This window comes from Flavobacterium sp. TSSA_36 (assembly GCF_051547165.1).
Classification (GTDB): Bacteria; Bacteroidota; Bacteroidia; order Flavobacteriales; family Flavobacteriaceae; genus Flavobacterium.
This window is the reverse complement of the sequence record NZ_JBPTTP010000002.1, coordinates 396,638-422,741: the sequence shown is the minus strand read 5'-3', so window position 1 is coordinate 422,741 and position 26,104 is coordinate 396,638. Positions and strand designations below refer to the sequence as shown.

General features: G+C 34.9%; 25 protein-coding genes and 2 pseudogenes. 7 read left to right on the top strand and 20 right to left on the bottom strand.

Features of this window, described 5'->3' with window-relative positions:
* Positions 1-72 precede the first annotated feature (72 nt).
* The 3 genes and pseudogenes from ACSVH7_RS05895 to ACSVH7_RS05885 form a co-directional block, all read left to right on the top strand.
* Entirely contained in the window at positions 73-996 is a 924-nt protein-coding gene (locus ACSVH7_RS05895) for a dihydrodipicolinate synthase family protein (protein WP_438065761.1), read from the top strand.
* 135 nt (positions 997-1,131) lie between these two features.
* Positions 1,132-2,376, top strand: coding sequence for an MFS transporter (locus ACSVH7_RS05890; protein ID WP_438065760.1), 1,245 nt, complete (start codon positions 1,132-1,134; stop codon positions 2,374-2,376).
* A gap of 313 nt (positions 2,377-2,689) precedes the next feature.
* Positions 2,690-2,927 (top strand): annotated as a pseudogene (locus ACSVH7_RS05885) (IS982 family transposase); the annotation flags it as partial.
* A gap of 45 nt (positions 2,928-2,972) precedes the next feature.
* Here the strand turns inward: ACSVH7_RS05885 and ACSVH7_RS05880 are convergent.
* Together ACSVH7_RS05880 and ACSVH7_RS05875 are read right to left on the bottom strand one after the other, a co-directional pair.
* Positions 2,973-3,227, bottom strand: coding sequence for an Arm DNA-binding domain-containing protein (locus ACSVH7_RS05880; RefSeq protein ID WP_438065934.1), 255 nt, complete (start codon positions 3,225-3,227; stop codon positions 2,973-2,975).
* Between the two features lie 417 nt (positions 3,228-3,644).
* A complete protein-coding gene (locus ACSVH7_RS05875; protein ID WP_438065759.1) occupies positions 3,645-3,848 on the bottom strand; it encodes a hypothetical protein in 204 nt (67 codons plus the stop codon).
* Positions 3,849-4,132: 284 nt separating this feature from the next.
* Here ACSVH7_RS05875 and ACSVH7_RS05870 point away from each other — a divergent pair, with 284 nt between their 5' ends.
* The 4 genes from ACSVH7_RS05870 to ACSVH7_RS05855 are packed head-to-tail and all read left to right on the top strand — an operon-like array spanning position 4,133 to position 5,744.
* Positions 4,133-4,888, top strand: a complete 756-nt coding sequence (locus ACSVH7_RS05870) for a hypothetical protein (protein ID WP_438065758.1) — start codon at positions 4,133-4,135, stop codon at positions 4,886-4,888.
* A gap of 1 nt (position 4,889) precedes the next feature.
* The gene (locus ACSVH7_RS05865; RefSeq protein WP_438065757.1) at positions 4,890-5,288 is read left to right on the top strand and encodes a DUF5675 family protein; all 399 of its coding nucleotides are present in this window, start codon (positions 4,890-4,892) and stop codon (positions 5,286-5,288) included.
* Between the two features lie 8 nt (positions 5,289-5,296).
* Positions 5,297-5,575: a hypothetical protein gene (locus tag ACSVH7_RS05860; RefSeq protein WP_438065756.1), complete on the top strand. Its 279-nt coding sequence runs from the start codon at positions 5,297-5,299 to the stop codon at positions 5,573-5,575.
* Positions 5,565-5,744: a hypothetical protein gene (locus tag ACSVH7_RS05855; protein WP_438065755.1), complete on the top strand. Its 180-nt coding sequence runs from the start codon at positions 5,565-5,567 to the stop codon at positions 5,742-5,744. Before ACSVH7_RS05860 ends, ACSVH7_RS05855 begins: the two co-directional genes overlap by 11 nt.
* Positions 5,745-5,922: 178 nt before the next feature.
* Here the strand turns inward: ACSVH7_RS05855 and ACSVH7_RS05850 are convergent, their stop codons facing one another.
* From ACSVH7_RS05850 to dinB, 18 genes and pseudogenes are all read right to left on the bottom strand, one after another.
* Positions 5,923-7,962 (bottom strand): hypothetical protein, encoded by a 2,040-nt coding sequence (locus ACSVH7_RS05850; protein ID WP_438065754.1) that lies wholly within the window; start codon positions 7,960-7,962, stop codon positions 5,923-5,925.
* 69 nt (positions 7,963-8,031) lie between these two features.
* On the bottom strand, positions 8,032-8,940 hold the full coding sequence (locus ACSVH7_RS05845) for a helix-turn-helix transcriptional regulator (protein ID WP_438065753.1): 909 nt from the start codon (positions 8,938-8,940) through the stop codon (positions 8,032-8,034).
* A 658-nt stretch (positions 8,941-9,598) separates the two neighbouring features.
* On the bottom strand, positions 9,599-9,790 hold the full coding sequence (locus tag ACSVH7_RS05840) for a hypothetical protein (protein ID WP_438065752.1): 192 nt from the start codon (positions 9,788-9,790) through the stop codon (positions 9,599-9,601).
* 11 nt (positions 9,791-9,801) lie between these two features.
* A complete protein-coding gene (locus ACSVH7_RS05835; protein ID WP_438065751.1) occupies positions 9,802-10,575 on the bottom strand; it encodes a hypothetical protein in 774 nt (257 codons plus the stop codon).
* A gap of 661 nt (positions 10,576-11,236) precedes the next feature.
* Positions 11,237-11,854, bottom strand: coding sequence for a hypothetical protein (locus ACSVH7_RS05830; RefSeq protein ID WP_438065938.1), 618 nt, complete (start codon positions 11,852-11,854; stop codon positions 11,237-11,239).
* A gap of 72 nt (positions 11,855-11,926) precedes the next feature.
* A pseudogene (locus tag ACSVH7_RS05825) lies at positions 11,927-12,061 on the bottom strand (DUF4339 domain-containing protein); the annotation flags it as partial.
* 214 nt (positions 12,062-12,275) lie between these two features.
* Entirely contained in the window at positions 12,276-12,698 is a 423-nt protein-coding gene (locus tag ACSVH7_RS05820; protein WP_438065750.1) for a DUF6943 family protein, read from the bottom strand.
* A gap of 1,623 nt (positions 12,699-14,321) precedes the next feature.
* A complete protein-coding gene (locus ACSVH7_RS05815; protein WP_438065749.1) occupies positions 14,322-14,957 on the bottom strand; it encodes an SOS response-associated peptidase in 636 nt (211 codons plus the stop codon).
* A gap of 587 nt (positions 14,958-15,544) precedes the next feature.
* Positions 15,545-16,231 (bottom strand): hypothetical protein, encoded by a 687-nt coding sequence (locus tag ACSVH7_RS05810; RefSeq protein WP_438065748.1) that lies wholly within the window; start codon positions 16,229-16,231, stop codon positions 15,545-15,547.
* Entirely contained in the window at positions 16,215-16,832 is a 618-nt protein-coding gene (locus ACSVH7_RS05805; protein WP_438065747.1) for a biosynthetic peptidoglycan transglycosylase, read from the bottom strand. The genes ACSVH7_RS05810 and ACSVH7_RS05805 overlap by 17 nt, the downstream gene beginning before the upstream one ends.
* Before the next feature lie 681 nt (positions 16,833-17,513).
* Positions 17,514-17,879 carry an HIT family protein gene (locus ACSVH7_RS05800; protein WP_438065746.1) on the bottom strand — a complete coding sequence of 122 codons (366 nt, stop codon included), beginning with the start codon at positions 17,877-17,879 and terminating at the stop codon, positions 17,514-17,516.
* Positions 17,879-18,907, bottom strand: a complete 1,029-nt coding sequence (locus ACSVH7_RS05795) for an HNH endonuclease (protein WP_438065745.1) — start codon at positions 18,905-18,907, stop codon at positions 17,879-17,881. The genes ACSVH7_RS05800 and ACSVH7_RS05795 overlap by 1 nt, the downstream gene beginning before the upstream one ends.
* A gap of 292 nt (positions 18,908-19,199) precedes the next feature.
* Positions 19,200-20,009 (bottom strand): helix-turn-helix domain-containing protein, encoded by an 810-nt coding sequence (locus tag ACSVH7_RS05790; protein ID WP_438065744.1) that lies wholly within the window; start codon positions 20,007-20,009, stop codon positions 19,200-19,202.
* Position 20,010: 1 nt separating this feature from the next.
* A complete protein-coding gene (locus ACSVH7_RS05785; protein WP_438065743.1) occupies positions 20,011-20,508 on the bottom strand; it encodes a hypothetical protein in 498 nt (165 codons plus the stop codon).
* 54 nt (positions 20,509-20,562) lie between these two features.
* A complete protein-coding gene (locus tag ACSVH7_RS05780) occupies positions 20,563-21,309 on the bottom strand; it encodes an SDR family NAD(P)-dependent oxidoreductase (RefSeq protein ID WP_438065742.1) in 747 nt (248 codons plus the stop codon).
* Positions 21,310-21,549: 240 nt separating this feature from the next.
* A complete protein-coding gene (locus ACSVH7_RS05775; protein WP_438065741.1) occupies positions 21,550-21,708 on the bottom strand; it encodes a DUF4113 domain-containing protein in 159 nt (52 codons plus the stop codon).
* 5 nt (positions 21,709-21,713) lie between these two features.
* A complete protein-coding gene (locus ACSVH7_RS05770; RefSeq protein WP_438065740.1) occupies positions 21,714-24,767 on the bottom strand; it encodes a DNA polymerase III subunit alpha in 3,054 nt (1,017 codons plus the stop codon).
* A 128-nt stretch (positions 24,768-24,895) separates the two neighbouring features.
* On the bottom strand, positions 24,896-26,083 hold the full coding sequence (dinB, locus tag ACSVH7_RS05765; RefSeq protein ID WP_438065739.1) for a DNA polymerase IV: 1,188 nt from the start codon (positions 26,081-26,083) through the stop codon (positions 24,896-24,898).
* Between the last annotated feature and the right edge of the window lie 21 nt (positions 26,084-26,104).

Here is a 26,104-nt window from a genome sequence, read left to right as displayed (position 1 = left end):
TTTGCCTTACCTACTTCACTATCCCTTCCTGATTATAGGATTTGGGTTTCTCAACTATTAACACTATTCAAAATGAAAATACAACATTTAGAAGGGCTTATTGCGGCGCCTTTTGCACCCTTAGATGATAAGGGTATACTCGATCTCTCGAAAATTCCAAGTTACTATGCTTTTTTAAAGAAGAACAAGGTTAAAGGTGCCTTTATTAATGGTTCAACAGGAGAAGGTGCTTCCTTGACCCTTCAAGAGAAAAAAGCCATAACAGCTGCATGGGCCGAATGCACTCAAGGAGATTCCGAATTTAAAATTATGGTTTTTTTAGGGGGAACCTGTTTGAGTGAATGTATCGAATTGGCTCAGCATGCTAATGAAATGAAAGTATACGCTGTTTCTATGACCGCTCCCTTTTATTTCAAACCCTCGGATGTACATATGTTAGCACAATCTTGTATCGCAGTAGCCGAAAGCGTACCAGATCTGCCTTTTTATTATTATCATATTCCGGTATTGACGGGAGTGAATTTGCCTATGTTCGAATTGGTTAAACTATTAGATCAGCAATTACCCAATTTTGTAGGTGTAAAATACACCCACGAAGATTTTATGGATTTTCAAAGTTGTTTGTCTTATAAAAATGGAAAATTGGACATGCTTTGGGGTAGAGATGAAAATATGCTGTCTGCCTTAGTACTTGGTGCAAAAGGTGCGGTTGGGAGTACATTCAATTATGCAGCTCCACTTTACAATGAACTGATGGCGGCTTTTTATAACCATGATTTGACACAAGCGAGAAAACTACAGCAGCAATCCATAGACATGATTCGTTTATTAGGGAAATATGGTGGTATAGCTGTAGGAAAGTCGTATATGAAGTTGGTTGGGATGGATATGGGCCAATTTAGACTTCCGGTAAAAAATATGAATGCGAAGGATTTTATTTCTTTTCAAGAAGACGTGGCATCACTAGATTTTGACCAATTTAAATCCAACCTCTAATCTTATTTAAGGTTGTTTTTGTCTTAGTTTATTTTCGACTACAAATTAAAGCGTCATTACGGATCCGTTTTTTAGGATTCATAGCGACTCTGGTTTTCTTTGAGAAAGCAACCAAATTAACCCAAAAAGAAACAAATGAAAAATTCAAAATACTATCCTTGGATTGTGGTGGGGCTCTTATGGGGCGTGGCATTGTTAAATTATTTAGACCGTCAGATGTTGGCCACTATGCGGCCGTCCATGCAAATCGATATACCCGAGATTGTTTCAGGAGAAAACTTCGGTAGACTCATGGCTATTTTTTTATGGATTTATGCTTTAATGAGTCCTGTAGCTGGGGTGGTTGCTGATCGGGTCAATAGAAAATGGTTAATTATTGGTAGTCTTTTTGTTTGGTCAGTAGTGACTTATGCCATGGGGTATTGTACTACTTACCAACAAGTGTATTGGTTAAGAGCTCTAATGGGGGTGAGCGAAGCGTTGTATATTCCAGCAGGACTTGCTTTAATTGCGGATTATCACCAACAAAAATCAAGGTCGCTTGCCATTGGTGTTCATATGACGGGCATTTATTTGGGGTCGGCATTGGGCGGATTTGGCGCCACCATTGCCGCTTTGTTTTCTTGGCAAACCACCTTTCATTACTTTGGTTTGATTGGTATTGTCTATGCGTTATTGTTGTTGGTATGTTTGGAAGAGAAAAAAGCCATTGCAACACCAATTGATCAAATAACAACTGCTGCTACCACAAGTCAATTCTCGGTTTTCAAAGGATTGAGTTTGTTATTGTCAAATGTTTCTTTTTGGGTGATCCTTTTTTTCTTTGCTACGATCAGTTTACCCGGTTGGGCAACAAAAAATTGGCTACCTACTTTATTCTCGGAAAAATTGGGAATTCCAATGGAACAAGCGGGTCCATTAGCCACAATTGCTATTTCGTTTTCTTCTCTAATGGGGGTGTTATTTGGAGGTGTTTTATCTGATAAATGGGTACAAAAAAACATAAAAGGAAGAGTGTATACTAGTGCTATTGGTCTTTGTTTAACCATTCCCGCTCTATTGCTTATTACTTATGGTTCTTCGTTGCTACATATTGTATTGGCTACTTTTTGTTTTGGATTTGGATTTGGTATGTTTGATGCCAATAATATGCCAATCCTTTGTCAGTTTGTAGCTTCGGAACACCGAGCCACAGCCTATGGCATTTTAAATTTAGGAGGAATTGCGTGTGGAGCAGTAGTAACTACCTTATTGGGTAAGTTCTCTGACGAAGGGATGTTAGGAAGTAGTTTTGCCTTTATGGCAGGAATCGTGTTGCTTACTTTGACTATTCAACTAGCCTTTTTGCGCCCTAAGGTGAACAACTATGGTATCTTGTAAGCAGTATATTGTGTAATTGGTTTTATGTAATAAATAGGTTGCTTCTTTAATTGTTAGTTTCCTGTTGCGATTTTTGATGATTTAAGGGTAAAGTACTAGCGCTTTATTCAAAATTCTATTAGTTTTGAAAAATAGCAATTGTACTTTTGGTAACTATATTTATTGCTAAGTATGTAGTAATCTGAATTCGATTAATAATTTGGGTTGGAAATATCATATAAACGGTAAAATTTAGTAGGTTTAAATTTTTAACAATTAGATTTTTAACTAAATTATATATTATGATTTACTTCGATATAATTACTGATATGATATTTTTTCTATTGTAGATGAATTTTGTAGCGATTTTTGACAAAACTACACAACCTTTTCTACTAGGAAAGGTTTCAAATGCCCTTCAATTATGTCAAAATCCGAAGTAATTATAATTTATTTATTTTTTCCTTTGGGTAGTTTTCGTTGTTTCAAGTATTATTACTTTTTTATGTTCAAAAGCACCTACAAGATGGGTTTCCAAATACAGTTTCTATAACCGTTTTTTAGAACTCAAGTAAGGTGTTCTTTTACCAATGAGTATTTTTGCCAAAACTTGTTGTTTATGCCAAAAACCTTGCTTTTATGTTTTCAAGATAGTTATTAATTAAACGGGTTTCTTCATTTGTACCCTTGACTTTTGTTCCTTCACTGGGCCATCTTTCGGGATCAATGAATTTATTGCTACTAAATTCAAATCGTTTAGTTAAGACAGTTACTCTTGCATAAATTGGACAGATGCCATTGGAATTGACTTTTGATCTCTTACTGTAAAAGAGAACGGATACAGTAGTATTCCTAGTTGGTAGCCTTTTGATTATTATTAAATTTAAACTTTAAAATAAATACAAACAAGATGTTCAAATATTGAGCATGTTGTTGAACAGGTTACTTTTGAGACAGGTGTCACTTAATAATTTATAATTTAGTGACACCTTAAAAGACACCTAAGTTTTGAGATTTAATGAATAATTTGATATGCCGCAAATGAAAAAACCCTCCTAAATCATAAGATTTAGAAGGGTTTGCTTCGTTTTGCTTTTCAGCTCGCGGAGAAAGAGGGATTTGTTTTACCTCTTTAATCCTATGTTATATAGAGTTTTAGCGAAATAAAATCCTTAAGGGTCTCGATTTTGAACCTCAAAAATAATGTCTTTTTTAGACAAATCTTATGAGATAAATTTAAGAATAATATTTGACATAGTGGTTCATAAAATGAATTAGTTAGTAAAGACTTACCCCAAAATTAAAGGTGCTACTTGTTCATATTTTAGGCTAGTGTATTGGCAAAACTCTTCGATGGAAACGTACTCATTTTCTACCTTGTTAAACTTCGTTCTGATTTTTTGCATTACTCTGGTGCTTTGTCGGTAACTTTTGCCGGTGATGCGTTGTATGTCTTTTGGGTAGACACATAACCTGTTACTCTCTGTTTTCATACTTTATCTATTGCTTTGATTAGGCTTTGATTTACATTAAATTACTGCAATGTAATTCCTTAATGGGTCTAAAATTAGTGAATTTTTTCTTTTTTTTAAGCACTGGATTATTGCCATTTATGTCATTTTTGGACATTTATGTCAAAAAGTGACATATGGTACGGTGGCATTTTTTTATGTGGTTTATTTGGTTAAAATTTGCATCATAATCAATCGATGAGATGTTGCAACGGAAGATGATTGAGGGAGTTTGATAGATTATTCATTTTAAAATTTTAGGAATTATGGCAAGACAGAAAGGCATAATTAAATTGAAAGGTACTATCGGAGATATTACTTTTTACAAAACGAAAGACGGGCATTTGGCGAGAGAAAAAGGCGGCATCGACGCTAGTAGAATCGCCAATGACCCTGCTTTCCAAAGAACGCGAGAGAATGGTTCGGAGTTTGGAAGGGCTGGGAAGGCTGGAAAAGTACTCAGAACTGCCTTGCGTCAGGTGTTGATTAATTCGGCAGACGGGCGAATGGTGAGCCGTTTGACGCAAGCCATGACCAAAGTCATTCAAGCAGATGCGACGAATCCGAGAGGGTTGCGTAATGTGATTGACGGCGAGGCGGAATTATTGGCTGGTTTTGAGTTCAATATTGGTGGGAAGTTGGGCACGACATTGTTTGCACCGTTTGTTGGCACGATTGATCGTGTATCAGGAACTATTGGATTGAGTTTGGCTCCGTTTGTTCCGACCACTATGATTGCAGCACCTTCAGGGACTACGCATTTTAAAATCATTTCGGCCGGTGCAGCTATTGATTTTGAGGCTGAAACCTTTGAGGTGGCGAACTCAGAAACTGCGATTTTGCCATGGGGGATTAATCCAACTGTAGCCATTGATCATGACAATTCGGTAAGTGCGAATAGCACGCATCCGTTGTTTTTGGCTTTGGGCGTGGAGTTTTACCAAGAGGTGAACGGGCAAATGTATCCGTTGAAAAATGGAGCGTATAACCCGCTTTCTTTGGTGCAAGTAGTCGGATTGTAGGATGGTTTTGGTCTTAAAAAGACAGTATTTCCCCGAAGGAACCAATGGTAAACTCGCATGTGAGGGTAAATTCATTTGCCATACGATTGAATTGCCTTGGAAGAATAATGAAACGAGGGTTTCCTGTATTCCGGAGGGGGAATATTTTTTAAGCAAGCGTTACAGTCCAAAATTTAAGTGGCATTTGGAGGTATTGGATGTCCAAAACAGAAGTTTGATTTTGTTTCATCCTGCTAATAATGCCCTGCAAGAATTGCATGGATGTATTGCGCCGGTAACGAAGATTTCTGGTCCCGGATTGGGATTGCTATCTCGAAAAGCATTTACCAAGCTAAAAACGTTAGTTTTTAAAGCTTTGGATCAAAACGAAAGTGTGTTGTTGATTGTTGAAAGTAAATAACTAAGTATATGAACCTAATCAAAAGAGCGAAAGCTCCCGTACCGAAATTTTTCAGAGTGTTGCGTACCATAGGATTGGCCTTGGCGGCTGTTGGAGGGACGCTTTTAGCGGCTCCGGTAGCGTTGCCCTTGGCGATTACTACTACAGCAGGGTATTTGGCCGTTGCGGGTGGGGTAATTTCTGCGGTGAGTCAGTTGACTACAGAGAGCCCAGTAACCCAAATCTCCGAAGGGGGAACTGAATTAGACTCTGAAGAAGGGCAAAAAAATATTCGAGATGGAGACTAGCGTGACCACCAAAATGGGTACTGCCTCAGGAACTTTGTTGAGTATTGCACCCAACATTTTTTCGGAAGATATTCTTAAAACGATTATCTTGGCAGTAATAGGAGCGATAGTTAGTTTTGTGGTTTCGCTCCTTTTAAAATGGTTGACAAAAATTAAGAAAAGACGCTGAAACAAGTTCAGCGTAAATTCGGGTTTGGCTTGGTAACCTTTTCCCGAATTTATACAAAAGCCTGGTCCGAATGAATCAGGCTTTTTTTATGCTATTGCATAAATATCAAAATTTTCACTAATAATCCATAATTCAGTAATAATTATGTAGTTTATGTTCTTTCATACATTAACAAGTTTTATTCTTTGTTGAGTGAAATTACATTTTCAACACAGAAAATTTTACTTTGTATCATATTTGTACTAATTAGAGATTTTAGGTGATTTCGATAAAATAGAAGATCACCATTCTCAATTACATTGATTTTCTTTGTCATAAAAGAATCTGCAAAGGAAATAATCTCCTTTTTTCTTAACATTCGATTATCACTCAAGAAATCAGATAGAGCAAGAAGTAGACTTTTTTCGGAGGCTAATGTTTTTTCAGCTAATATTTTTGCTTCTAATAATGTATCTTTGATTTCCAATTCCACATCTACGTAATTGTGATATGAAAATGTTTCTTCTTTTTGGGGGATGCTATACTTAATAGGATTATTCCCCATTCCGTTATTTTTAAACATTACAGATAAAAATTCCGTTGCTTTTTCTATATCACTAGCAGCTCCTGTCGTTAAATTGTCTTTTCCAAAGATTAATTCCTCGGCTACATATCCCCCTAACATCATAGCTACTCTAGGAATAATTTCTTTTCTAGATACATACTTCCAAGGTAAACTTGAATATACAAAACCATTATTATCAGCATCTGAAGTAATTGAATAAACTACATCAGGAATTGTATTTAATAATGCAATAGACAAGACAGTATGTCCACTTTCGTGAACAGCAACAATAGCTTGAAGATCATCATTTTTGTTTTGTCGTGCATTTTCGAGAGTAGTGATAATATCGGTTTCTATACTAAGGATTGTTTCCTCATTATTGTGAAAATTACAACATAGTTTTTTATTTCGAATTGAAAAGCACATCTGGTTCACTTTTAAATCAGTTATTAAAAGTTCCTTATAGAATAGACTTATTTTGCTTTTCAACACTTGATGAATTGAAGTAAAAATTGGTCTAACCCCTTGAGTTGGGTAAACACCTTCGGTGTAAATTAATTCGTTTACAGTTGTATCAAAAAACACCTCACATTGAAACAGTTTGGTTAAATGTGCGGCATATTTTTGAAGTTCGTTTTCTATAATTTTTTGATAGGAAGCCCTGTTAAGTGCCGGATATATAATATGGATATTTCCTAATCTAGCAATTTGTTCATTCCTAAAGCGACATTGGAGCGCTTTTTTTATGGCTGGTATTGTTATTTTTTGAGATAGTTTATTAAATTCATCCGCATCAATATCAGCACTAAAATTATCACTCATTGAATAGGCTTCATCTAAATTGCCTAATACAAAAATTAGTGATTTTGTAAAATTCTTTATCGCTGGCCTCTTTCCAATTTTGAATACTTTTTTAAGAAAGTATAAAGATTCTTCACCAGAAAACTCCATCAGGATTTTTTTTACATCATGTTTTAAATGAAGATTTAATTTTGAACCTGCAAAATCAATTATACGTTCAAATTGCTCTTCAGGAACAAAATGTATTTTTTTGCCTGCTTCCATTTCAAGTGCCATTTCATTGCAGTATAATTCGGTTTTATGGGTCACTATTCCCTTTTTAACTTTGACACCATTTTTAAGTAAATGTTCTAATTTGTAAATCAAATCCTCGAAAGCCCATAAACCCATACGCCATTGAATATAGTGAATGGTTCCAGAATCAATTAACTCCCAAATCATGCGATTTTTATCATTTTCCAGTTCTTGACGATATGGGCCAGAAACTGTCCTGCTGTGTTGAATTTCATCTAAAGCAATAATAACAGGCACATTTTCGCTGTTTTGGCATAGTTCTTCAAGAGAATCTCTAAACGAAAATGTTCCTTCTTTTTCACCTAAATCAAATTTAAAATAGGATTCTTCGTAATTAATTAGTTGTACAAGTCTATTGATTAAAGAGGTTTTACCTACACCTGTAAGCCCCCATAAATTAACAACAACTGGTTTTTCTTGAATTTCTGGCAAAAAAAACCAACTACTCAAATTATCAACGACTTCATCTATAATAGTATCAATACCAATAAATTCTTGTTTTAAAATTACTCTTGCATTATCAAGTAATTTTTGTTTCATTAAAAAACTTTCTTTTGTTTTTGCACATTTTGTTTCCATTTCAAATAGTATTAAGTTAGGAACCAAATGTATATCGCTACTTCGCCAAATTATGACGTAATAGTTATTTTACTTATCATGATATTTTTTTAACGTACGCTTTAAAATCCCTTTGATTTCATCAGCTAACCATTTCGGTTCTATTACTTTTACAGTTTCGCCATGTCTTAAAATTTGTTGTATTAACTCATAATTTGGAATTATATTTAGTGAAACCACAAATTCAGTTTCATTATCGATAAGTGTTTTTTGAGAACTATGAAAAGGTAAGGTATTAATGTATTTTCCTTGAAAACTTGTAAAAGACAATACTATTTTTTGAAGTGTACTTTTTGAATAAACTAGTCCAATTGTATTGTTAAAATTTTCAATTGGATCTAATTTATCATCTCTTTTAAAATTTTCGGTTAGTAATTCAAGATTAGTAATTCGATCAATCCCATAAGACCTGAAATCTTTGAAATCATCGGATAATCCAACTACATACCAGCGATTTTGATATTCTTTGAGAAGATACGGTTTTAAATAATGCTTCTTGATTTTATCAGTTTGAAAATTACAATGATCAAATACAATTTGTCTATTTTCTTTTACAGCTTTTAGTAGTAGTTTTAGATTCTCAATTCCTTTTAAACCACCTCCAGAATCAAAAGAAATAAACTTTATTGTGTCGCGGCTTTCTGATAAGCTTTCAGAGAGTAATTCTGCAGTATTGACAATTTCTAAAAATCTAAAAAAAGAGTTGACATCAAGGCTGTTGTCATAATCAATAAAATATCCTTTTTTGTCCCGGTTGTACATAATTTCAATTCCAAATTCAAATCTGATTTGCTCAATATCTCTTTGAATAGTTCTATCTCCAACTTCAAAACCATGATCAAAAAGATAATTCTTAATTATTGAAAAAGTAGGAAAGTCACTTTTTTTAATTTTTTCTAGTATTAGAGTATATCTTCTTATTGTTCCATGTTTAGACATAGTTTTTTTATTGCTTTGATTACTAAATTATTTTTATAATTTTCGTTATTTATTCATTTTATACAGTTTTAACTAAGAAATCAAAAAAAGGTAACACATAATAAAAGCATAAATCGTTAACCCTAAAAAAATATATCCGTATTTGTTAGCATATTTTTTGATATGTAATTTATTTTTTTGTTTTTATACTCTTTAATTGTGTTTTCGCCTAGGGATTTTTTCTTTAGTAAATCGTATCCTTTATTTTAAGTATTTAAGCAATTATTTAATGCTTTATTGTTTTCATTGATAATTCTATACTCCATTTTTTCTCTATCGCGGTTATTGAATTTCCAATTATAAATTTTTATTGTAAAATAAATTTCATCCAATTCATTCATTAAATCCTCTTCCTTATCAGAAAACTTTATTCTGTTAATATATTGTAAATCTGAGACAAATGAATTTGTTGCCAGATATAGCGCAATGATTGCAGCTCCGAGAAAAGAAAGTGATGATGATTGTGCTTGTTTTATTTCGAGTATTTTAAAAATTTTGTTGGCACAGATAATTTCGTCAGTTCACTTTGAAAATTTATAAATTCGCCATTGGGTTTCATTGTTCGTGCTACGCACGCAACGAAAACCTTGCTGTTGTGGGCAGGTTTTGTTTTTTAGTACTATAGTTTTGTTACTTCAAAATTTCCTGCACTTTTATATGACTTTGCTTGAGAATTGAAACCTAATCTTTCAATTTCTTTTTCGATGTCATTTGAATCTGGTGTCGGAATTGTAGAAGAATTTACCTGAAATTCATATCCTTTAGCCATATTCCCGTAATTGCCTTTTGCTTTTAATTTATAAACTGCCATAATTTTAATTTTTAGTTTGTGAAATTGCGTACTTCGTTTGCAATATCTTTTAATAGTTTATTTGAAACATTTGTACTTAATTGTCTTGTATGAATGACCAATTTTGTTCTATCGGAATTATAATGTGTCCAAAATAATTGTTTCCCAACTCCACATTGTTTAGCAAAATTTACGTTGAAAATATTTTCTATTTCATTTCCATTGATGTAGTTACTACAAGCTAAAATAACCACTGGGAAATTCTGAAAAAACTCGTTTTCTTTGAAAAATTGTTTTCTATTTGGAATACCGCTTTTGTTAGCGTCTTTTGTAAATTTAGCTGGTGAACTATTCATTTCGCTCAAAAAAAAATTATTATGAAAATCAAATTCTTTTTCCTTTGTCAATGATAAATTATCAATGAAAATAGAGTCGTGAAGTTTTTGATACTTGCTCCAGGTATGACCTTCTTTTATATTGTTTATTTTTGGATGTAAACTTTTAAAGGGATATAATGGATTTGAACTCAAAGGAGAATCTTTTCCGCCAATCCAATTAGGAATTGAATTTCCGTCAACCTTATTTTTAATATTTAAATTCCACTTAAATGCATTTTCATTAAAATCTTGTAAATTTTCTCTTTGAAATCTAACATAAAGTTCATCAAGATTTGCCTTGTTTTCAATATCAGTCGCTGTTTCTTTTCCAACAATTAAAATTTTACTATTTGGATTTCCTGTACCAATGTAAGTTTCTGTTTTTACACATTCTACTACGGTATTAACAAAAATTTCTTTATATTCCATTGATTTAATTTATTTTGTTTTTTTGCTTGAATTCTCTTTTTTAGTGGTAAACTTGCCCATAGCTTCAGTTAGTGAAAATCTTCCTTTTGGTTCGTAACAAATATATCAAAAAGCAGTTATTAAAACAGGATTTTTCGTATTTTTAGCTATACAACTTCTCCAAGAAGTTTTTCAATAGCGACTGTAAACAATTAGTTAGAGGATAAAATTACTCTTGATCATCCGGCGTGTTTTATCAATTAGCTATTGGGGAGCCAAAAATCAATTATCTATCAAAGTTAATTTTATCGGGAAGGGCACTTATGGTCAATCAAGAGGCTTGGGGATGTACGGATTCCAAATCCGTGTGATCGGGGTTAAAAAAAGTGCAAAGTCAGTAGACTTCGCTGATGGGGTATTGCCTCAGGAACTTTGTTGAGTATTGCACCCAACATTTTTTCGGAAGATATTCTTAAAACGATTATCTTGGCAGTAATAGGAGCGATAGTTAGTTTTGTGGTTTCGCTCCTTTTAAAATGGTTGACAAAATTAAGAAAGAGACACTGAAATAAATTCAGTGAGAATTCGGGTTTGGCTTGGTAACCTTTTCCTGAATTTATAGGAAAGCCTGGTCCGATTGGATCAGGCTTTTTTTGTGGCAATTTTTATACTGAAAACTATCTTATTTTTTACAAAAATATGGATCTATGTCTCCTGTATTAGGAATGACATTACTATCGTAGCAAATATGCATTTTTTTCGAATAGACTGATTCAATTTTTGTACTTACGGAGGTTCCTCGGTCACTATCAGGTGCTGAAATTGATTTATCTTGGTTTGCAGGAATATTATAAAAGGTCACATATTCTGTTTTGAAGGTGTCTCCATTATCTTTAATGTAATCGACAGCAACAGTAACATTGTCTAACGTGTACTCAGTGTTATTTGTTACGGTAATGTCTAAATTACTAATGCCTCCTAATAACGCATATGAATATTGATTTGTACTTGAACCCACATAATCATTAATATTATTTCTGTATTTTCTGTTTTTTATAGTTAATTCAGCATTGATTCGATCTCTCTCTTCTTGCTCATAATTTGTTACTTCTGACGTAGCATAAATGTCTGGATTATTATTGGGTGTATATGTGTCAAAACTTAAGACATATGCATATAAACCTATTGAGCAGCATAGAATAATACTACCAAAGAGTACTTTTTTCCAGATGGTAGATTTTGGTTTTGGTGATTTTGAAATAGTAATATGTTCTGTATTGTTGAAATGAGGCACATTCATTTTACTATTATTTAAACCCTCAAATGGTGGTGGACTCATTGAATTATGAAAAAGTGAATTCAATTCTATTAAATTGCCTGCTATAGTCCAATTCGTTAAGCCTTCATGCCAAATAGGTGTTGTATCAAAAATTTTTAGATTATTTAAATCAGCAAGATCAAAAGGGCCTAATTCCGTTTGTCCATTATGGATAAAATATTTTTTCATGTGTACTATTTTTTTATTGTTTATTGTTGTCAGTTTTTTAGTTTAGATTATGCGGGCCAAATGTAAATAATTTAACAAATAAATTATCAATAAAATATTTACAATTTTAGCTATTTTACAAAAAAATTAAACTTTGATATAGTCAGTAGAAACTATTTTTGTGGGAATAGATAATTTCCACTCCTATGATAAAAGAGGAGTGGAGTTTCTGATTTTATTTATTTATATAGCGGTATAAAATGGTTTTTCTTAAATCATTTATGAGGATGATGTTTTGATTGAACCTTTTTTCCTGTTGTTCTAGGAGTTTTAAGGCTTCGATATTTTTTTGGTGTTCCTCGTGTTCCTGCATTAATTGCGTTGATTTGCTGATGAATTCTTTTTGGAATTCGGCCAAACGGATAAAGGGAATTACCGAGCCGATGAGGTGCTGGTGCCAGAATTTTGTTTTCCAAAGTGAGAAAGCGATCCAGAAACTATCTTCTACCTCTGCTTCCGATTTGCAAATAATTACAAAGCTGTTGGTGAAGCTCTCTTTTTGAGGCTTGCCGCTATTCATTCCTTTGTTTAAAATAAAAAAATGAGGCTGTTTGTAGTGCGTTCCATTTTTGTGGGTTTTGATCAAGAAGTGTAACATAGTGCTAAATTTTTAAGGGTTAGATTTTCCATTTTTACTTCTTATTTTCCCAAGACGTCTCGCCTTCCTCGACATCTATAAAATTTTTTGAAAAGAAAAAAAAGAAAAAAAAAGAAAGCACTCTCTTGAAGTGGAAGGTTTCAAAAAAGCAAGTTTTTCAGGAAAAATACTACCCGGGAATCCATAAGAGAATTTGATAGGAGCAGTTAACTGGAATAATCAAAAGGTTTTGAAAAAAGTACAGAACGAGGGTGGAGATTTTTACTGAAACCCAGAGGGCTTGAACTTGCTTTTTTGAATACCTGGAACTTACCTTCGCTCTCTTTTTTTTTATTTTTTCATGCGATGCACTACTATGTGGATTTAGATAAATGGTGTTCGGAAATTTGGTTTTTGAGGAGGCTGGAATAGTGTTCAGTGAGCAGGTTAAAGTGTTCAGTCAGGATGTGATACCATACGGGGAAGCCTCCTCAAAAAGCGACACTACTACTTCCTAGTGTGGTGGGGCAGTAGGGCAGGCAAGGGTGTGGTTTTGAAGTGCCGTCAGCGAAGTGGAGGAGTAAGAAGGAAGACCGAAAAAGTGATTAGAAAAAGGATGTTGTTGGCACTTCAAAACCACACTCTTGCTGGGAATTTGGTTTTTGAGGAGGCTGGAATAGTGTTCAGTGAGCAGGTTAAAGTGGTCAGTCGGGGTGTGATGCTTGACGGTGAAGCCTCTTCAAAAAGCAACACTACTACTTCCTAGTGTGATGGGGCAGTAGCGCAGGCAAGGGTGTGGTTTTGTAAGGGCTGAGTAGTTATTTTGTGATTGGTTTTCTGCTGGGGCGATGCTGTTCGATGGTGTTTTGGCTTAAGTAGACCTTATCGACTGAAAACGGGTTTCTGTTTGAAAAAGGAAAGCATTGAACCAGCGGGAAACCAATTAGCAGGGTATTTGTGGCCCTTACAAAACCACACTCTTGCCGGGAATTTGGTTTTGTGGGTGCCTAAATAGCAAATAGTAAAAAGTTTGAAGTGCAGCAGGATGCTAGTTAGATACGGTAAGGCACTCACAAAAGCAATGCAAACACTACCGATTTAAACACACCGTATTTAAAAACAGGGAACGGAAACGTGAAAAAAAAGGGGAAGAACACAAAACATCTTATGAAAAGGGGTCTTGTTGAGGCCAGTGGTGAAGGACCGTTTTTTTTGTAGCTGGGTGGTGCGATGGGAGCTGCAAAAAAAGTGGTCCTGGAACCACTGGCTAGCGCGTGGGGTGAGCGGCTATTTTACATAATGATATTATAGTTCATGACCTGTAGATGAATGATAGTAAAGACTTGATTTCATGAACTATAATGTCTCATTATGTAAAATAGCTTGGGGGAAAAAAGGACTGGCATGAGTTGCGCAGCGTACGTGTTTTTGTTGGCGCGGTGGGCAAGCTCTTTGGCTGCTGGCTAGCGGGAATTGGAGGGATAGACTGTACTTCTTCCAGCAGGCAAAGTGCTTGATGCGGGTAGGGACAAAAACCTTGACAGTCCTTTTTTCTTGCGCGTTGGCCAGCGGTGGCATGTGATAGGTAAAATATGAAGGTTTACGGCGAACGTGTAATTTTAGTTTTTTGAAGGGAAGTCGTGCTTAAAAGAGGGTATTGAAGTTTAGGTTCTTTGCTACCAAATTTACTTCATAGGGATAGGCGAATTTTTGGATTGGTTCTTGTTGTAGCCATTTTTGTTCGTCTTCTGGACGAAGTATGATTGGCATTCTTTTTTTGATGTTGTGAATTTCTGCCATCAAGGGATTGGCTTCTGTGGTTACAATGGTATAGGTGTTTTTTTCTTCACCTGTTGTTGGATTTTGCCATATTGAATATAATCCTGCAAAAGCGAACAATTCTTCATTTTCTAAGCCTATTTCAAATTTTGATTTGTTTTTTCCTTTGGTATCGTGCCATTGCCATTCATAAAAGCCATTAGCGATAACCAAACAACGTTGGTTGACTACGTTTCTAAAAGAGGGCTTTTCTGTAATGGTTTCAATTCTAGCGTTGAGGGTTAGTTTTTTTATTTCCTCGTCTTTGGACCAAGAGGGAATTAAGCCCCAATTGTAATGCGTAATGGTTTCGGGTCTTTCATCAGTAATAATTGGATTCAATGCGAAATCAAAGCCATTGATGTTTTCCTTGGGTTGGAATAGTGCGAGCTTATCGATTTTGGCTTTAAATCGATGCTCTACTTCTGTGGCTGCTTTTGATTGTTTGGAATGGAAGCACATTTTTATAGTTATTAGTGAATAGTTCTTAGTGATTGGCTTTTTTGGGCTGTTGTTTTTATAGGAGGGCGAGAAGGGAAACGAGGGGACAGCTCGCGAGCTGTCCGTACGGGGCTATCTATTCTATTTGCTTATCAAATTTAAGGAATGTTTTTGGATGATATAACTTATCTTGTAATTCTTAAGTCACGGATTGCAAATACGCACGATCTGGAATGTGATTTGAAATGAAAAAGCACCTATTAAAGCAAAATAGAAGGACTTCCAGTTTTTTTAAGCCCCAATGCTTACAATACTGTACTATGTTTCTCTATAGCCCCGATAGTAGTGGAAATCCTCTAGTGCCGGGGTTCGGCACTAGAGATTGTAGCGGATAGCGGGACGATGTTTCCTAATTAAGCGCTATGATTGCTGCTCCTAGAAAAGAATGGGATGATGATTGTACTGGTTTTATTTCTAGTGTTTTACTAGCGTTGTGGTCACGGATTGTAAATCCGCGATATCGGGTTTTCATGATACCGCTTCGCTACATTGAGAGGCGCACTCCGTTAGATGCTGGCGGAGCCGTCTACTCGATTGTGCGCCGTAATTTATTTTACTTTTGATAAAACTGTTTCGGTATTGAGCCGTAATTGTTTAAAAAAGATATTCCAATCCTTATAAATCCTTGCAGACGCATTTTTAACTTTAATATTATGAAATGTTTCCAAATTAGCAACTATAAGAGAAAGGCTGTTGTTTAGTCCTTGTGTGGTTTTAAAATCAGTATAATTTGGAATTTTGTATGTATCAATGAATCCTCTTTTGCTTTGATGCTTTAAATTTTCAAAATTATCCAACCAATATTTATTTTGTAGTTGCTCGGGATATTTTCCTTCATCAAAATTCTTTTTCCAAAATTTATATTCATTCACGGATTCAGTAAATAGTTTTTCATCTATAATAGCAAAATCCAAGTCACTTTTTTCACTAAATACTTTTCCGAAATCAGGATTTGGACTTATTGAAAATCCTGTTTTTGCACTACCAATTAATTTAATTTGGTTTTTACTAATATTAAGTTTATCGCTTAAATATTGCGTTAGATTTTCATATAATAATGGATTATTTCTAAATGCAAATCGAACATTGTTTATAATTAAATGATTTATATATGATTTTTGCTCCAATTCGTCCAACTCAAAGTAATTCTTTAAAAATAAATCTGGACTTGTATATAATCCAGTAATGGATTTTGCTTCCTGTGAAAGTTTAATATAATCAATTATGTTTATCATAATAATTTAAATATTTATTTGAGCTATGTTTTTTATAAAGAAATCTTATATGGGAAGTTCTTTTTTTGATTAAAATTAATTTGTGACTACTATTTTTTGCTGGCTCAGGATACTTTAGTCGAGCCACAACTTCGGCACAAATTTGATCATTTATTTCATTTTCAGGTTTTAATCCAAATTTGTTCAAAATTTTATTTAAACCTTCTAGATTAGATCCATAATAAGCAATATTTAAATAGATCAAAGCTATTTCTCTTTTAGTTAGAGTTTTTTTTAATGAATATGCTAAAATAATTTCATTTATTTTTCGGCTTAAATTTCGTTCATATTTATTAGTTAATACTCTTACTAATTGTTGCTCAATAGTGCTAGCACCTTCAAACTTGTTCCATATTATCCTATTTTTTACCGCTCTCAAAATTGCGATTATATCAAATCCGAAATGATAATAAAATCGATGGTCTTCAGCAGAAATTAAAAAACATATGAGTTTTTCTATTGAATCGCTTAATTCAATAGTATCGATGTTATTTTTTTCTATATTAAGTCGATTTACAAGATTTTTCTTATCGACTTTGTATTCCTTAAAAATTTTTTTCAAACACTTCAATTTACGTAAAGTTCTTAATTATGTAGCACAACGTCCCGCCGGATTTGAGAAGTTGGGAATTATTGTTCCCAAACCATTCAATTAGGACTAAAGCCAAATATACAAAAAGACCTTTCCATTAAATACTAAATCCCCAATTTCTTAAAACCGCTGTGTTTGCCCTGCATGAGCAGGACACACGCTGTATGCTTTGATAAAAATTCGAAAATACAAATTCGGAATTAGAAAACAAATCTTACAGTGTGTTATTTACCAGAGGGTTCAAGTCCCTTATGGGCGAAGTGAAATCCCGAACCATAAGTACATCGCAAGGTGGTTTACTGCGAAGTATTGAAGGAAGCGAGACGACAAAATCCGGTACTGACGAACTGAAACGTCATATGAGACAAATCAACGATGATGAGCGTCCACAGCAATGTAACGTCCTAAGATTACTAAAATCATTGCTATGTAGATGGGGCAGGGATTGGTAGTTTTCGATTTCGTTAGCTCAAATTTATTCAAGATATTGTAGAATAGTATACTTTTAAAGAAATTATAGGTTTAATTTTGGGGATGACGCAAGTGATTTTTTATTGGTGGTTTTCAAATCACTTTCGAGGAAGTAAAAGTAAAGCTATTAAAACTAGTAAATCCTCGTTTAAAGACATAATATTGCCCATGGTTTTAATGTTAATAATTCCCCTTAGCAGGTATAACATGTCTTACGCCGCCTCTTGGATTATCCATGTCGCCTTTATAGCGAGGTATTAAATGACAATGAAAATGGAATACCGTCTGACCTGCAGTTTCACCACAGTTCATTCCAATATTATAACCATCTGGATTAAATTCCTGGCTAATAAATTCTTTGGCTTTTTCAATTGTCTTTGGAAGCTGACTTTTTTCATTGTCGGTTAATTCAAAAAAATCTTTTCTAACTTCATTTGAAATGATTAATAAATGTCCAAGGTTTACAGGGAAACCGTCTTTAATTATAAAGAAATAGTCGTCCTTATATATTATCCTATCATGCGCTATTGCCGTAAAATCTTTCATTAAAATAAAGGATCAAGTTCAAATAATGGTTTCCATTTTTGGATGGACAAATTTACTGATAAATCATATTGGCGTTGTAAAAATGAACGTCTTTCTTTTGAGGTTTTACCTGTTTGGTTAACTATAGTTTCGCCCAAAGGATGCTTGCTTGCAATGTAAAATTCATTTCTTTTGTATAATCTTTCCAAATATTTTAATTCTGGTATTTTTGCACTTTTGTCTAAGTTAACGTATTTGTCAGCTAATACAAGATTCCAAATACCATTTACATTTGAGCCAATTTCATTAAGTTTAAGTTTGTGAACATGTGGAAAAAAATGATCTACTGCACAAATATTGTTGTCGCCAGAAAGGATTGAAATGTCTTGGAATGAATAAAAACATTTACCTTTTTGATAGCCATTTAAAGAAGCTCTTGCAGAAGTTATGTCTTTTCTTCTCATCAAGTCGCTTTCTAAAAATAATGTTTGTAAATCTTCATCAATTTTTACTTCTAATAAGTTTGGATTTATGTCTATATTCCAGGCCGTTTCGACCAAGTTCCAACGCGCCTCAACTTCATTATCAAGATTTGAAAACTGAACACTCTCTTTGAGCTTTAGCAAATCGTCTTTAATTACAATTTGTTTTGTTTTGCCATTGAAGTCTTTTTCATAAAACTTATTAGGAATCATACCACCATTTACGTTTTGAAATGCATCAATAACATTCACAAAGCCCAACTTTTCTGTTTTGCCGAGTAAGTTTTCGTATGTTAATTCGTTATTATTGTATTGTCTACATGCTTTAAGAAACGAACTTGAGATAGAATTGCCTTGTTTGTCGTTTTGTTTAATATGTTGAAGTATACTGTCTACGAATAAAGGAGAGAGTTGTTCAAGAGTTATGTTGTTAGTTTCTTTTGAAGCTAGTTGTAACAATGCTTTCCCAAATGCAAATTTGTATGTTGCTGAATTTTTCCCAAATAAAATAATCGCTCTCCATTGAGACTCTAAACTTATGTCATTTTCTTGGAAATTTATTAGCATAGTGTGTTTTAATTTAATTATTGCATTTAAATGGTCAATAGCCCAAAGTCCTATTTTGAGTACTACTATTACTTTGAAACGACAAAGACAACGAGGGTATCAATCTTTTACAAATGTATACATAGAACTTAACCTATCATCCCAAATGTTTTCGGGACGATCCGCCGAATACCTGATCCTTACGTTCGGTGGTGTATGAAATACGTTGTTTATTTTTATAGGGATTTCATGATATCGCTTCGCTAAATTGAGAGGCGCACTCCGTTAGTTTCTAGCGGAGTGATCTACTCGATTAACTGTGGTTTTTTTCTATTTCAGATGGGTTTACCCCAAATTCTGTTTTAAATGTCCGTGAAAAATGAGCAAAACTTACAAAACCAACATCATAATAAACATCAACTGGTTTTTTGTTTTGTTTGGTAATTAAAAAATAAGCTAATTCAAGCCGTTTTTTAATGAGCCACTTGTTTGGTGTTTCTTGAAATGTTTCTCGAAAATCTCTTTTAAAAGTAGATAAACTTCGTCCTGTTAATTTTGCAAATTGTTCTAATGGAATATTGTGCATATAATTTCTGCTCATATAGGCTTCCAAATCAATTTTGAAATCGTCCTGAAAAGAGAAAAGAATATTTTGCATTTGTATTTTATTAAGCAAAAGTTCTATTACTTCGTTGGTTTTGATTGTTGCCAAATTTTCTGTAAGTACATCAGGATTTTCAAAATACGGAACAATCGAATCAAAAAAACCTTTTAAAAAAGGGTCGTAAGGAAATATAAAATTGGGTTTTCCTGTGTATTGTCCTTTTGGTAAAATGTTATTTTGTTTGGCATAATTGTAAAGTGTTTCTTTGGGTAAAAAAAAACTTATCCCCATAAACGGTTTATTGTCTTGGGGCGTTTTTATCGTTTTTACTAATTGATTCTTTGAAATAAATGCAATTTCACCTTTGTTAATTTCTGTTACGTCTCTTCCGTCGTTGATTATCATTTTTCCATTCAAAATATATGACAAAGCAAAATCTTGAACAAAAGGTTCATAATCTTTTTTAGCTTCACCTGTGCAGGAAAATAATATATTTATTTTTGTTCTGTCTTGTATCATTTCAAATTTCAAATTTGAAGCTTATTAATTTTTCATAATAAATTGTCGCTCTTTCTTTTGAAAAATAGTCGATAACTGCAATTGCACTTCCAAAAAACAGCAAAGCAATTGCGATGGCTTGAAGATGGATGTTTTTTGAAAAATACAATAAACCGATTGCAACGATAAAGCACACCAAACTAATGCCGATTGATAGCGGATAAAGATATTGAAAATCTTCGACTCGCTTAATTTCATTATCAACAAATTCCTTTGGATTTTCGTTGTATTTGGTTTCTATTTCCTGAATTTTAGTTCTATTGGAGTAAATCATATTTGCTCCTGTTGCTATAAAAAATAAACTAATAATCAACATTGGAACAAGCAAAGATTTTGATTTGGGTGTATTTCCTAAAAAGTAAAAAAGCAGGGAACAAATAAGCGTGAAAACTCCGAAGCCTAAAATAAATTTAGCCTCAAAAATTTCTCCATTATACCAAATTAGAGTATTTTTTACCATAATTACCTTTTTAAATAAGGATTGTCAGTTTACTAACAATCCCTTATAATATGATTATTTTGCGTTGTAGCCACCGTCAATATTTAAAATAGTTCCTGTCATAAACGTGTTTTCATCAGAAGCTAAAAAGTAAATTGCTTTAGCAATATCTTCTACTTCGCCTAATCGGTTCATTGGATGAATAGCTTCGATACTTGAAACATCATAAGTTCCTGAAGCGATAGCGTTTTTCAATATATCTGTTTTAATAGCTCCTGGTGCAACTGCGTTTATGCGAATTCCTTGTTGTGCATAATCTATTGCCGCACCTTTTGTTAAACCAACTACTGCGTGTTTGGAAGCATTGTATTGTGCGGTAGCATACAAACCATTCAGCCCTGCAATTGATGCTAAATTTACAATTGTTCCGCCACCTGTTTTCAACATTTCAATTATGGCGTATTTCATTCCATAATAAACGCCCATTACATTTGTGTCAAGCATTTGTTTTAATTCCTCACTTTTTGTATCTGCTAAAATAGCGTTTCCTAAAGAAATTCCTGAGTTGTTTACTATAGAATCTAATTTGCCGAATTTCTTAACTGTTTCTTGAATTACTGATTCTACTTGTTTTTCCTGCGTTACGTCCAACGGAAAAAAAGTCACATCAATTCCATTTTCTTTAAAATCTGCGATTACTGATGTTTCTTTGTCTGCGTTACGACTTGTTACTACTACATTGAAACCATTTTTTGCGAAATGAATGGCTGTCGCTTTGCCAATTCCTGTAGTGCCACCTGTGATAATTACTGTTTTGTTCATTTTAGATGTTTTTAAATGTTATGAATGAATTACAAAGCAAAAGTACGATGGCGGTATTTGTTTTAGTTATCTATAAGGTTCAATATTGTTGACTTTGAGGTTTTTAGTACGGTTGATTAAATCACAATTAACTGCTATATACAAGCAGCAAACTTCCATTATACACCACAAATGGGGTGCTTAGGGACCTATTGTTGTGCTTCTTGTTATTATCAAATATATACAACTTTTAGTGCATTATTACACATTTATACTAATAATATCGTTAATTCTGGTGGTGTAGCAAGGGGAGTGTTTTTCCTGCTTGATTTTCCATTGGCGGTCGAGGGATTGGCGGTCGAATTTGATTTTGTTGGTGCTTAAGGGGATAGGACAGGTCGCGACCTGTCCGTACAGCATTGTGTTTATGAGGTCATTCGGTGGTGGGGGAGGTTGATTTCATGGGCTTGTGGGTAAGGGGCACGTTGGGTGCTGCTTACATCTTCTTTGATTTGTTGTTGGGTTTTGTATTGGTTTTTTGCATCTATGTAGCGTGGGTCGGGAACAAAGGGCATTTTGGCCATTTTCGAAATGGTAAGGGTTGGAAAATGATAATCTACCTCAACTATTCCTAGCAACAAATAGCAGCCTCCGCCTTGAAAGGGGTATTGTAGTAGGTTGTCTGGAAAATGTACGGTATCAAAATAAATGCCTTCGTTGTCTATCCAAGTGCCGAAATACATCGTTCCTTTTACAGTTGGGACTTGCTTTCTCGAGATGAGGTAGGCCAGCATTTTGACTTGCTTTTTGTGGTGTAGTAGTAACTCTTTTGCCATTACGTCCCCACGATATTTTGTTTGGAGCAACTCGAAAATTGTACAAGAAACGGGAAAGCTGAGCAATTCAATTTCGTCAAAAGCGTCTTCTAATAAGGAGCGTTCTAAATTGGGAAGTTTGAATTCTTTAACGGGTTCTTGTAGTAGCATTACATTTTTATTCTCTGGTTTTAAGTTATTGAGCAACAGACTTGCAATTACTAAAAGCTGGTTTTTTGTTTGATTGGTAAAGCGAAAAGCACCTATGAATATTAGTGTTTTTATGCTTTCAATTCCCATTGGAATGCGATTGATAAAGTCTTCTAAAGAACTAAAAGGGCCGTTTTTTTCTCTGTCTGACTGAATGAAAAGTGACATTTTGCTGTCCAAACTAAGAAGGTGCATGAAGCCTAAATAGACATCTTTACCATAAAGGGTCGTTTCGAAAGTGCTTTTGTTGACACAAGGATTGTGTACGGTTGCGCCAGCCATTCGCGCTTCGTGGACATAGACTTCGGTTCTGTAAAAACCGCCTTGGTTGTTGATTACCGCGACCATAAATTCTATAGGATAATAGACTTTTAAGTACAGACTTTGATAGCTTTCTACAGCATAGGAAGCGGAATGCGCTTTGCAAAACGAGTAGCCTGCAAAAGATTCTATTTGGCGGTAGATTTCCTCGCTGAGGGTAGGAGGGTGTCCTTTTTGCAAGCAGGAGGCAAAGAAATTTTCTTTTACTTTTCGCAAGGCTTCTACAGAACGTCCTTTGCCCGACATCGCTCTACGCAATATGTCTCCATCGGCAGCGGGTAAACCGCCATAATGTAAGGCTATCTTGATTACATCTTCTTGGTACACCATGATGCCGTAGGTTTCGCCTAATTGCTCCTTGAAAACGTCATGGAAGTACTCAAATTGGGAGGGGTTGTTATGGCGAAAAATATATTCTTTCATCATACCCGATTTGGCTACACCAGGGCGAATGATCGAAGAAGCCGCTACTAATGTTTTGTAATTGTTGCATTTGAGTCTTCTTAATAGGCCTCGCATTGCAGGACTTTCGATATAGAAACAGCCAATGGTTTTGCCTTCTGCTAAATACGTATTGGCTACGGCTTCATTTTTTGAAATGGAAGTATCGCGGATGTTTACCCGAATTCCTCTGTTTTGTTCAATGAGTTTGACTGTATCGTCAATGTGTCCAATACCGCGTTGGCTTAAGATATCGAATTTTTCAAAACCAATATCTTCAGCTACGTGCATGTCAAAAAGGACGATAGGAAACCCTTTTGGTGGCATTTCCAGTGGGGTGTAATTCGTAATAGGTTCTTCCGATATTAAGATTCCGCAGGAATGCATGCTGCGTTGATTGGGGTATTTTTCTAGCATCATTCCATATTCTTGTACGAGCTTGACTATGCTGTTCTTGTCGTGCAATTTCATTGGGTTTTTGGCTAGTAGGTCTAATTCTTCTTTAGGAAGACCAAATACTTTACCGACTTCTCTGAAAATAGAGCGGTATTTGAATTCGACATTGGTGCCACAAAAAGCGACATTTTCTTTGCCATAGCGATTGAAGATGTATTCCAGGATTACATCGCGTTCTTTCCAACTCCAATCAATATCAAAATCAGGTGGGCTTTTGCGGTTTTCATTTAGAAACCGTTCAAAGTATAAGTCGAGTTCTAGTGGACAAATATCAGTAATGCCTAAGCAATAGGCTATGATGCTATTGGCCCCGCTTCCCCGACCAATGTGCATGAAACCACGGCTGTTGCTGTAGCGAATAATGTCCCAAGTGATTAAAAAGTAGCCACTGAATTCTAATTGGTCAATGACTTTGAGTTCTTTTTCAACTCTTGCTTTTGCTTCTATATTTTTTTTACCATAGCGCCATAGCATCCCTTGTTGCGCCAATGATGTTAGTAATGCGATGTCGCTTTCACGATTGTTGGTGTAGTATTTTTTGTTTTTAGGGGTATTGCAATCAAATTTAAAATTGCATTGTTCTATTAGTTGTGTTGTATTGGCAATGATTTGTGGGTAGTCTGCATACTGCGCCAAAAGCTCTTCTACTGGTTTGAGCACTTCCGTTGTTTTACAATAGTCAGCTTCCGTAAGTTTCGACAATATGCTATTGGAATCAATGGCTCTTAAAATTTTATGCAGATTGAATTCTTTTTTGGTTCTGAACGTCACGGGTTGCCAAACGACCATTTTGGCTATTTTGCTTTTGAGTTCCGATGCAAAAAGTTTAGGTAGCTCTTCTGGGCGAATGCCTATAAATTCATTCTCCTGAAGTGTTAGTGGTGCATTTTCTATAGTATAAATGATAAAAACTTGCTCGAAATGTGGTGCTTGTTTTGGTAGTGGTTCGCCGCTGAAATTATGAGTCGTTAAAAACCTATTCATCTCTGCCAAACCACTGGCGTTTTTGGCTAAACCGATGTACCGCATTTTGTTTTCTGAATGGAATTCAATCCCTACAAGCGGTTTGATTGCTACCTCATCACAGCCTTTTATAAAATCATAGATTCCTGTTACCGTATTGATATCTGTAAGTGCCATCGCTTGTACCCCACAAGTTACGGCCTGCTTGATGAGGTCATTAAGGGGAATGGTGCCGTAACGGAGGGAGTGGAAGGAGTGGCAGTTGAGGTACATTTTTTTTGTTGTTTTGTTTGAGGGTTTAAGGTTGTTTAATCGGTTGCTGTTTAATCGTTTAATCGTTGAATTGTTAAATTTTATAGGGTTGTTTAAGGTTGTTTAAAGGTTTAAAGTTGTTGAATTGTTTAGGGTCTTTTGGGTCTTTTTAGAATTAGATCTTTGGTGTTGGGTTTGAAGGAGGCTCCTGCGCAACGCATTACGGCATCAAAACCGTAGCGGGTTTTCATTTTGTCCATAGCTTCATAGAGGGCTAACATTTCTAGGGTGTCTTCGAATAGGTTGATTTGGTAGGTGCCTCGTACGAGACCGCTAAAGCGGATGCCTATTAATCGCAAGCGCATGCGTCTTTGGTACACTTTGTCAAATAGTTCCATTACGTGTTTGTTGAGGATATGGTCGGCTGAAGTGTAGGCAATTTTGCATTGCTTGGTTTCGGTATCAAAATTGGCATAGCGGATTTTAACTACAATTGTTGAGGTTAACCATTGTTCTGAACGCAGTTGAAACGCCAGTTTTTCAACCATTCCCATTAGGATTGCTTTTAGTTTGATAATGTCTATTGTGTCTTGCGAAAATGTATGTTCGGTTGAGATTGATTTTCTCTCGGTGTAGGGTTCTACGGGCGTGTTGTCTATTCCATTGGCTTTTTTCCAAATATCAAGTCCGTTTTTACCAATCATTTGCTGCAGCACTTCCGCAGGCATTTCCGAGAGGGTTTGGATGGTTCGAATTCCAATGCGGGATAACAACCTAAAGGTGACGTCGCCTACCATCGGTATTTTCTGTATGGATAAGGGATTTAGAAAGGGTTTTACCAAGTGCTCGGGTATCTCTAGATTTTGTTTTTGTTTTCCTTCACCTGTCCCAATTTTTGACACTGTTTTGTTGATTGATAAAGCAAAAGTTAGGGGTAAACCCGTTTCTTTGGTAATGGTTTTGGCGAGTTCGTCGGTCCATTTGTAACTGCCATAAAATTTATCCATTCCGGTGATGTCTAAATAGAATTCATCGATACTTGCTTTCTCTACTACTGGCGCTTTTTCTTGAATGATTTCGGTAATGGTATGTGAAAATTTGGAATACAATTCCATGTCGCCTTTCATCACCTTGGCTTGTGGACAAAGTTTTAATGCCATTTGAATAGGCATGGCTGAACGCACCCCAAAACGACGTGCTTCATAGGAACAAGAGGCAACCACTCCACGGTCACCACCTCCTATGATTAGCGGTATGCCTTCTAATTGTGAGTTCGTAATTCTTTCGCAGGAAACGAAAAAAGTATTCATGTCGAGATGTACAATTGCCCTAGTCATTTTGATGATTTTATAGGGAAC

Excerpts from the sequence above, each read along its gene's own strand:
- ACSVH7_RS05865 (WP_438065757.1), top strand. The coding sequence starts at position 4,890 with ATGGTTTTGGTCTTAAAAAGACAGTATTTCCCCGAAGGAACCAATGGT.
- ACSVH7_RS05845 (WP_438065753.1), bottom strand. The coding sequence starts at position 8,940 with ATGTCTAAACATGGAACAATAAGAAGATATACTCTAATACTAGAAAAA.
- ACSVH7_RS05890 (WP_438065760.1), top strand. The coding sequence starts at position 1,132 with ATGAAAAATTCAAAATACTATCCTTGGATTGTGGTGGGGCTCTTATGG.
- ACSVH7_RS05855 (WP_438065755.1), top strand. The coding sequence starts at position 5,565 with ATGGAGACTAGCGTGACCACCAAAATGGGTACTGCCTCAGGAACTTTG.
- ACSVH7_RS05790 (WP_438065744.1), bottom strand. The coding sequence starts at position 20,009 with ATGATACAAGACAGAACAAAAATAAATATATTATTTTCCTGCACAGGT.
- ACSVH7_RS05860 (WP_438065756.1), top strand. The coding sequence starts at position 5,297 with ATGAACCTAATCAAAAGAGCGAAAGCTCCCGTACCGAAATTTTTCAGA.
- ACSVH7_RS05775 (WP_438065741.1), bottom strand. The coding sequence starts at position 21,708 with ATGCTGTACGGACAGGTCGCGACCTGTCCTATCCCCTTAAGCACCAAC.
- dinB (WP_438065739.1), bottom strand. The coding sequence starts at position 26,083 with ATGACTAGGGCAATTGTACATCTCGACATGAATACTTTTTTCGTTTCC.
- ACSVH7_RS05840 (WP_438065752.1), bottom strand. The coding sequence starts at position 9,790 with ATGGCAGTTTATAAATTAAAAGCAAAAGGCAATTACGGGAATATGGCT.
- ACSVH7_RS05830 (WP_438065938.1), bottom strand. The coding sequence starts at position 11,854 with ATGAATGTGCCTCATTTCAACAATACAGAACATATTACTATTTCAAAA.
- ACSVH7_RS05815 (WP_438065749.1), bottom strand. The coding sequence starts at position 14,957 with ATGTGCTTCCATTCCAAACAATCAAAAGCAGCCACAGAAGTAGAGCAT.
- ACSVH7_RS05835 (WP_438065751.1), bottom strand. The coding sequence starts at position 10,575 with ATGGAATATAAAGAAATTTTTGTTAATACCGTAGTAGAATGTGTAAAA.
- ACSVH7_RS05800 (WP_438065746.1), bottom strand. The coding sequence starts at position 17,879 with ATGAAAGATTTTACGGCAATAGCGCATGATAGGATAATATATAAGGAC.
- ACSVH7_RS05780 (WP_438065742.1), bottom strand. The coding sequence starts at position 21,309 with ATGAACAAAACAGTAATTATCACAGGTGGCACTACAGGAATTGGCAAA.
- ACSVH7_RS05875 (WP_438065759.1), bottom strand. The coding sequence starts at position 3,848 with ATGAAAACAGAGAGTAACAGGTTATGTGTCTACCCAAAAGACATACAA.
- ACSVH7_RS05810 (WP_438065748.1), bottom strand. The coding sequence starts at position 16,231 with ATGATAAACATAATTGATTATATTAAACTTTCACAGGAAGCAAAATCC.
- ACSVH7_RS05870 (WP_438065758.1), top strand. The coding sequence starts at position 4,133 with ATGGCAAGACAGAAAGGCATAATTAAATTGAAAGGTACTATCGGAGAT.
- ACSVH7_RS05895 (WP_438065761.1), top strand. The coding sequence starts at position 73 with ATGAAAATACAACATTTAGAAGGGCTTATTGCGGCGCCTTTTGCACCC.
- ACSVH7_RS05795 (WP_438065745.1), bottom strand. The coding sequence starts at position 18,907 with ATGCTAATAAATTTCCAAGAAAATGACATAAGTTTAGAGTCTCAATGG.
- ACSVH7_RS05785 (WP_438065743.1), bottom strand. The coding sequence starts at position 20,508 with ATGGTAAAAAATACTCTAATTTGGTATAATGGAGAAATTTTTGAGGCT.
- ACSVH7_RS05820 (WP_438065750.1), bottom strand. The coding sequence starts at position 12,698 with ATGTTACACTTCTTGATCAAAACCCACAAAAATGGAACGCACTACAAA.
- ACSVH7_RS05850 (WP_438065754.1), bottom strand. The coding sequence starts at position 7,962 with ATGGAAACAAAATGTGCAAAAACAAAAGAAAGTTTTTTAATGAAACAA.
- ACSVH7_RS05770 (WP_438065740.1), bottom strand. The coding sequence starts at position 24,767 with ATGTACCTCAACTGCCACTCCTTCCACTCCCTCCGTTACGGCACCATT.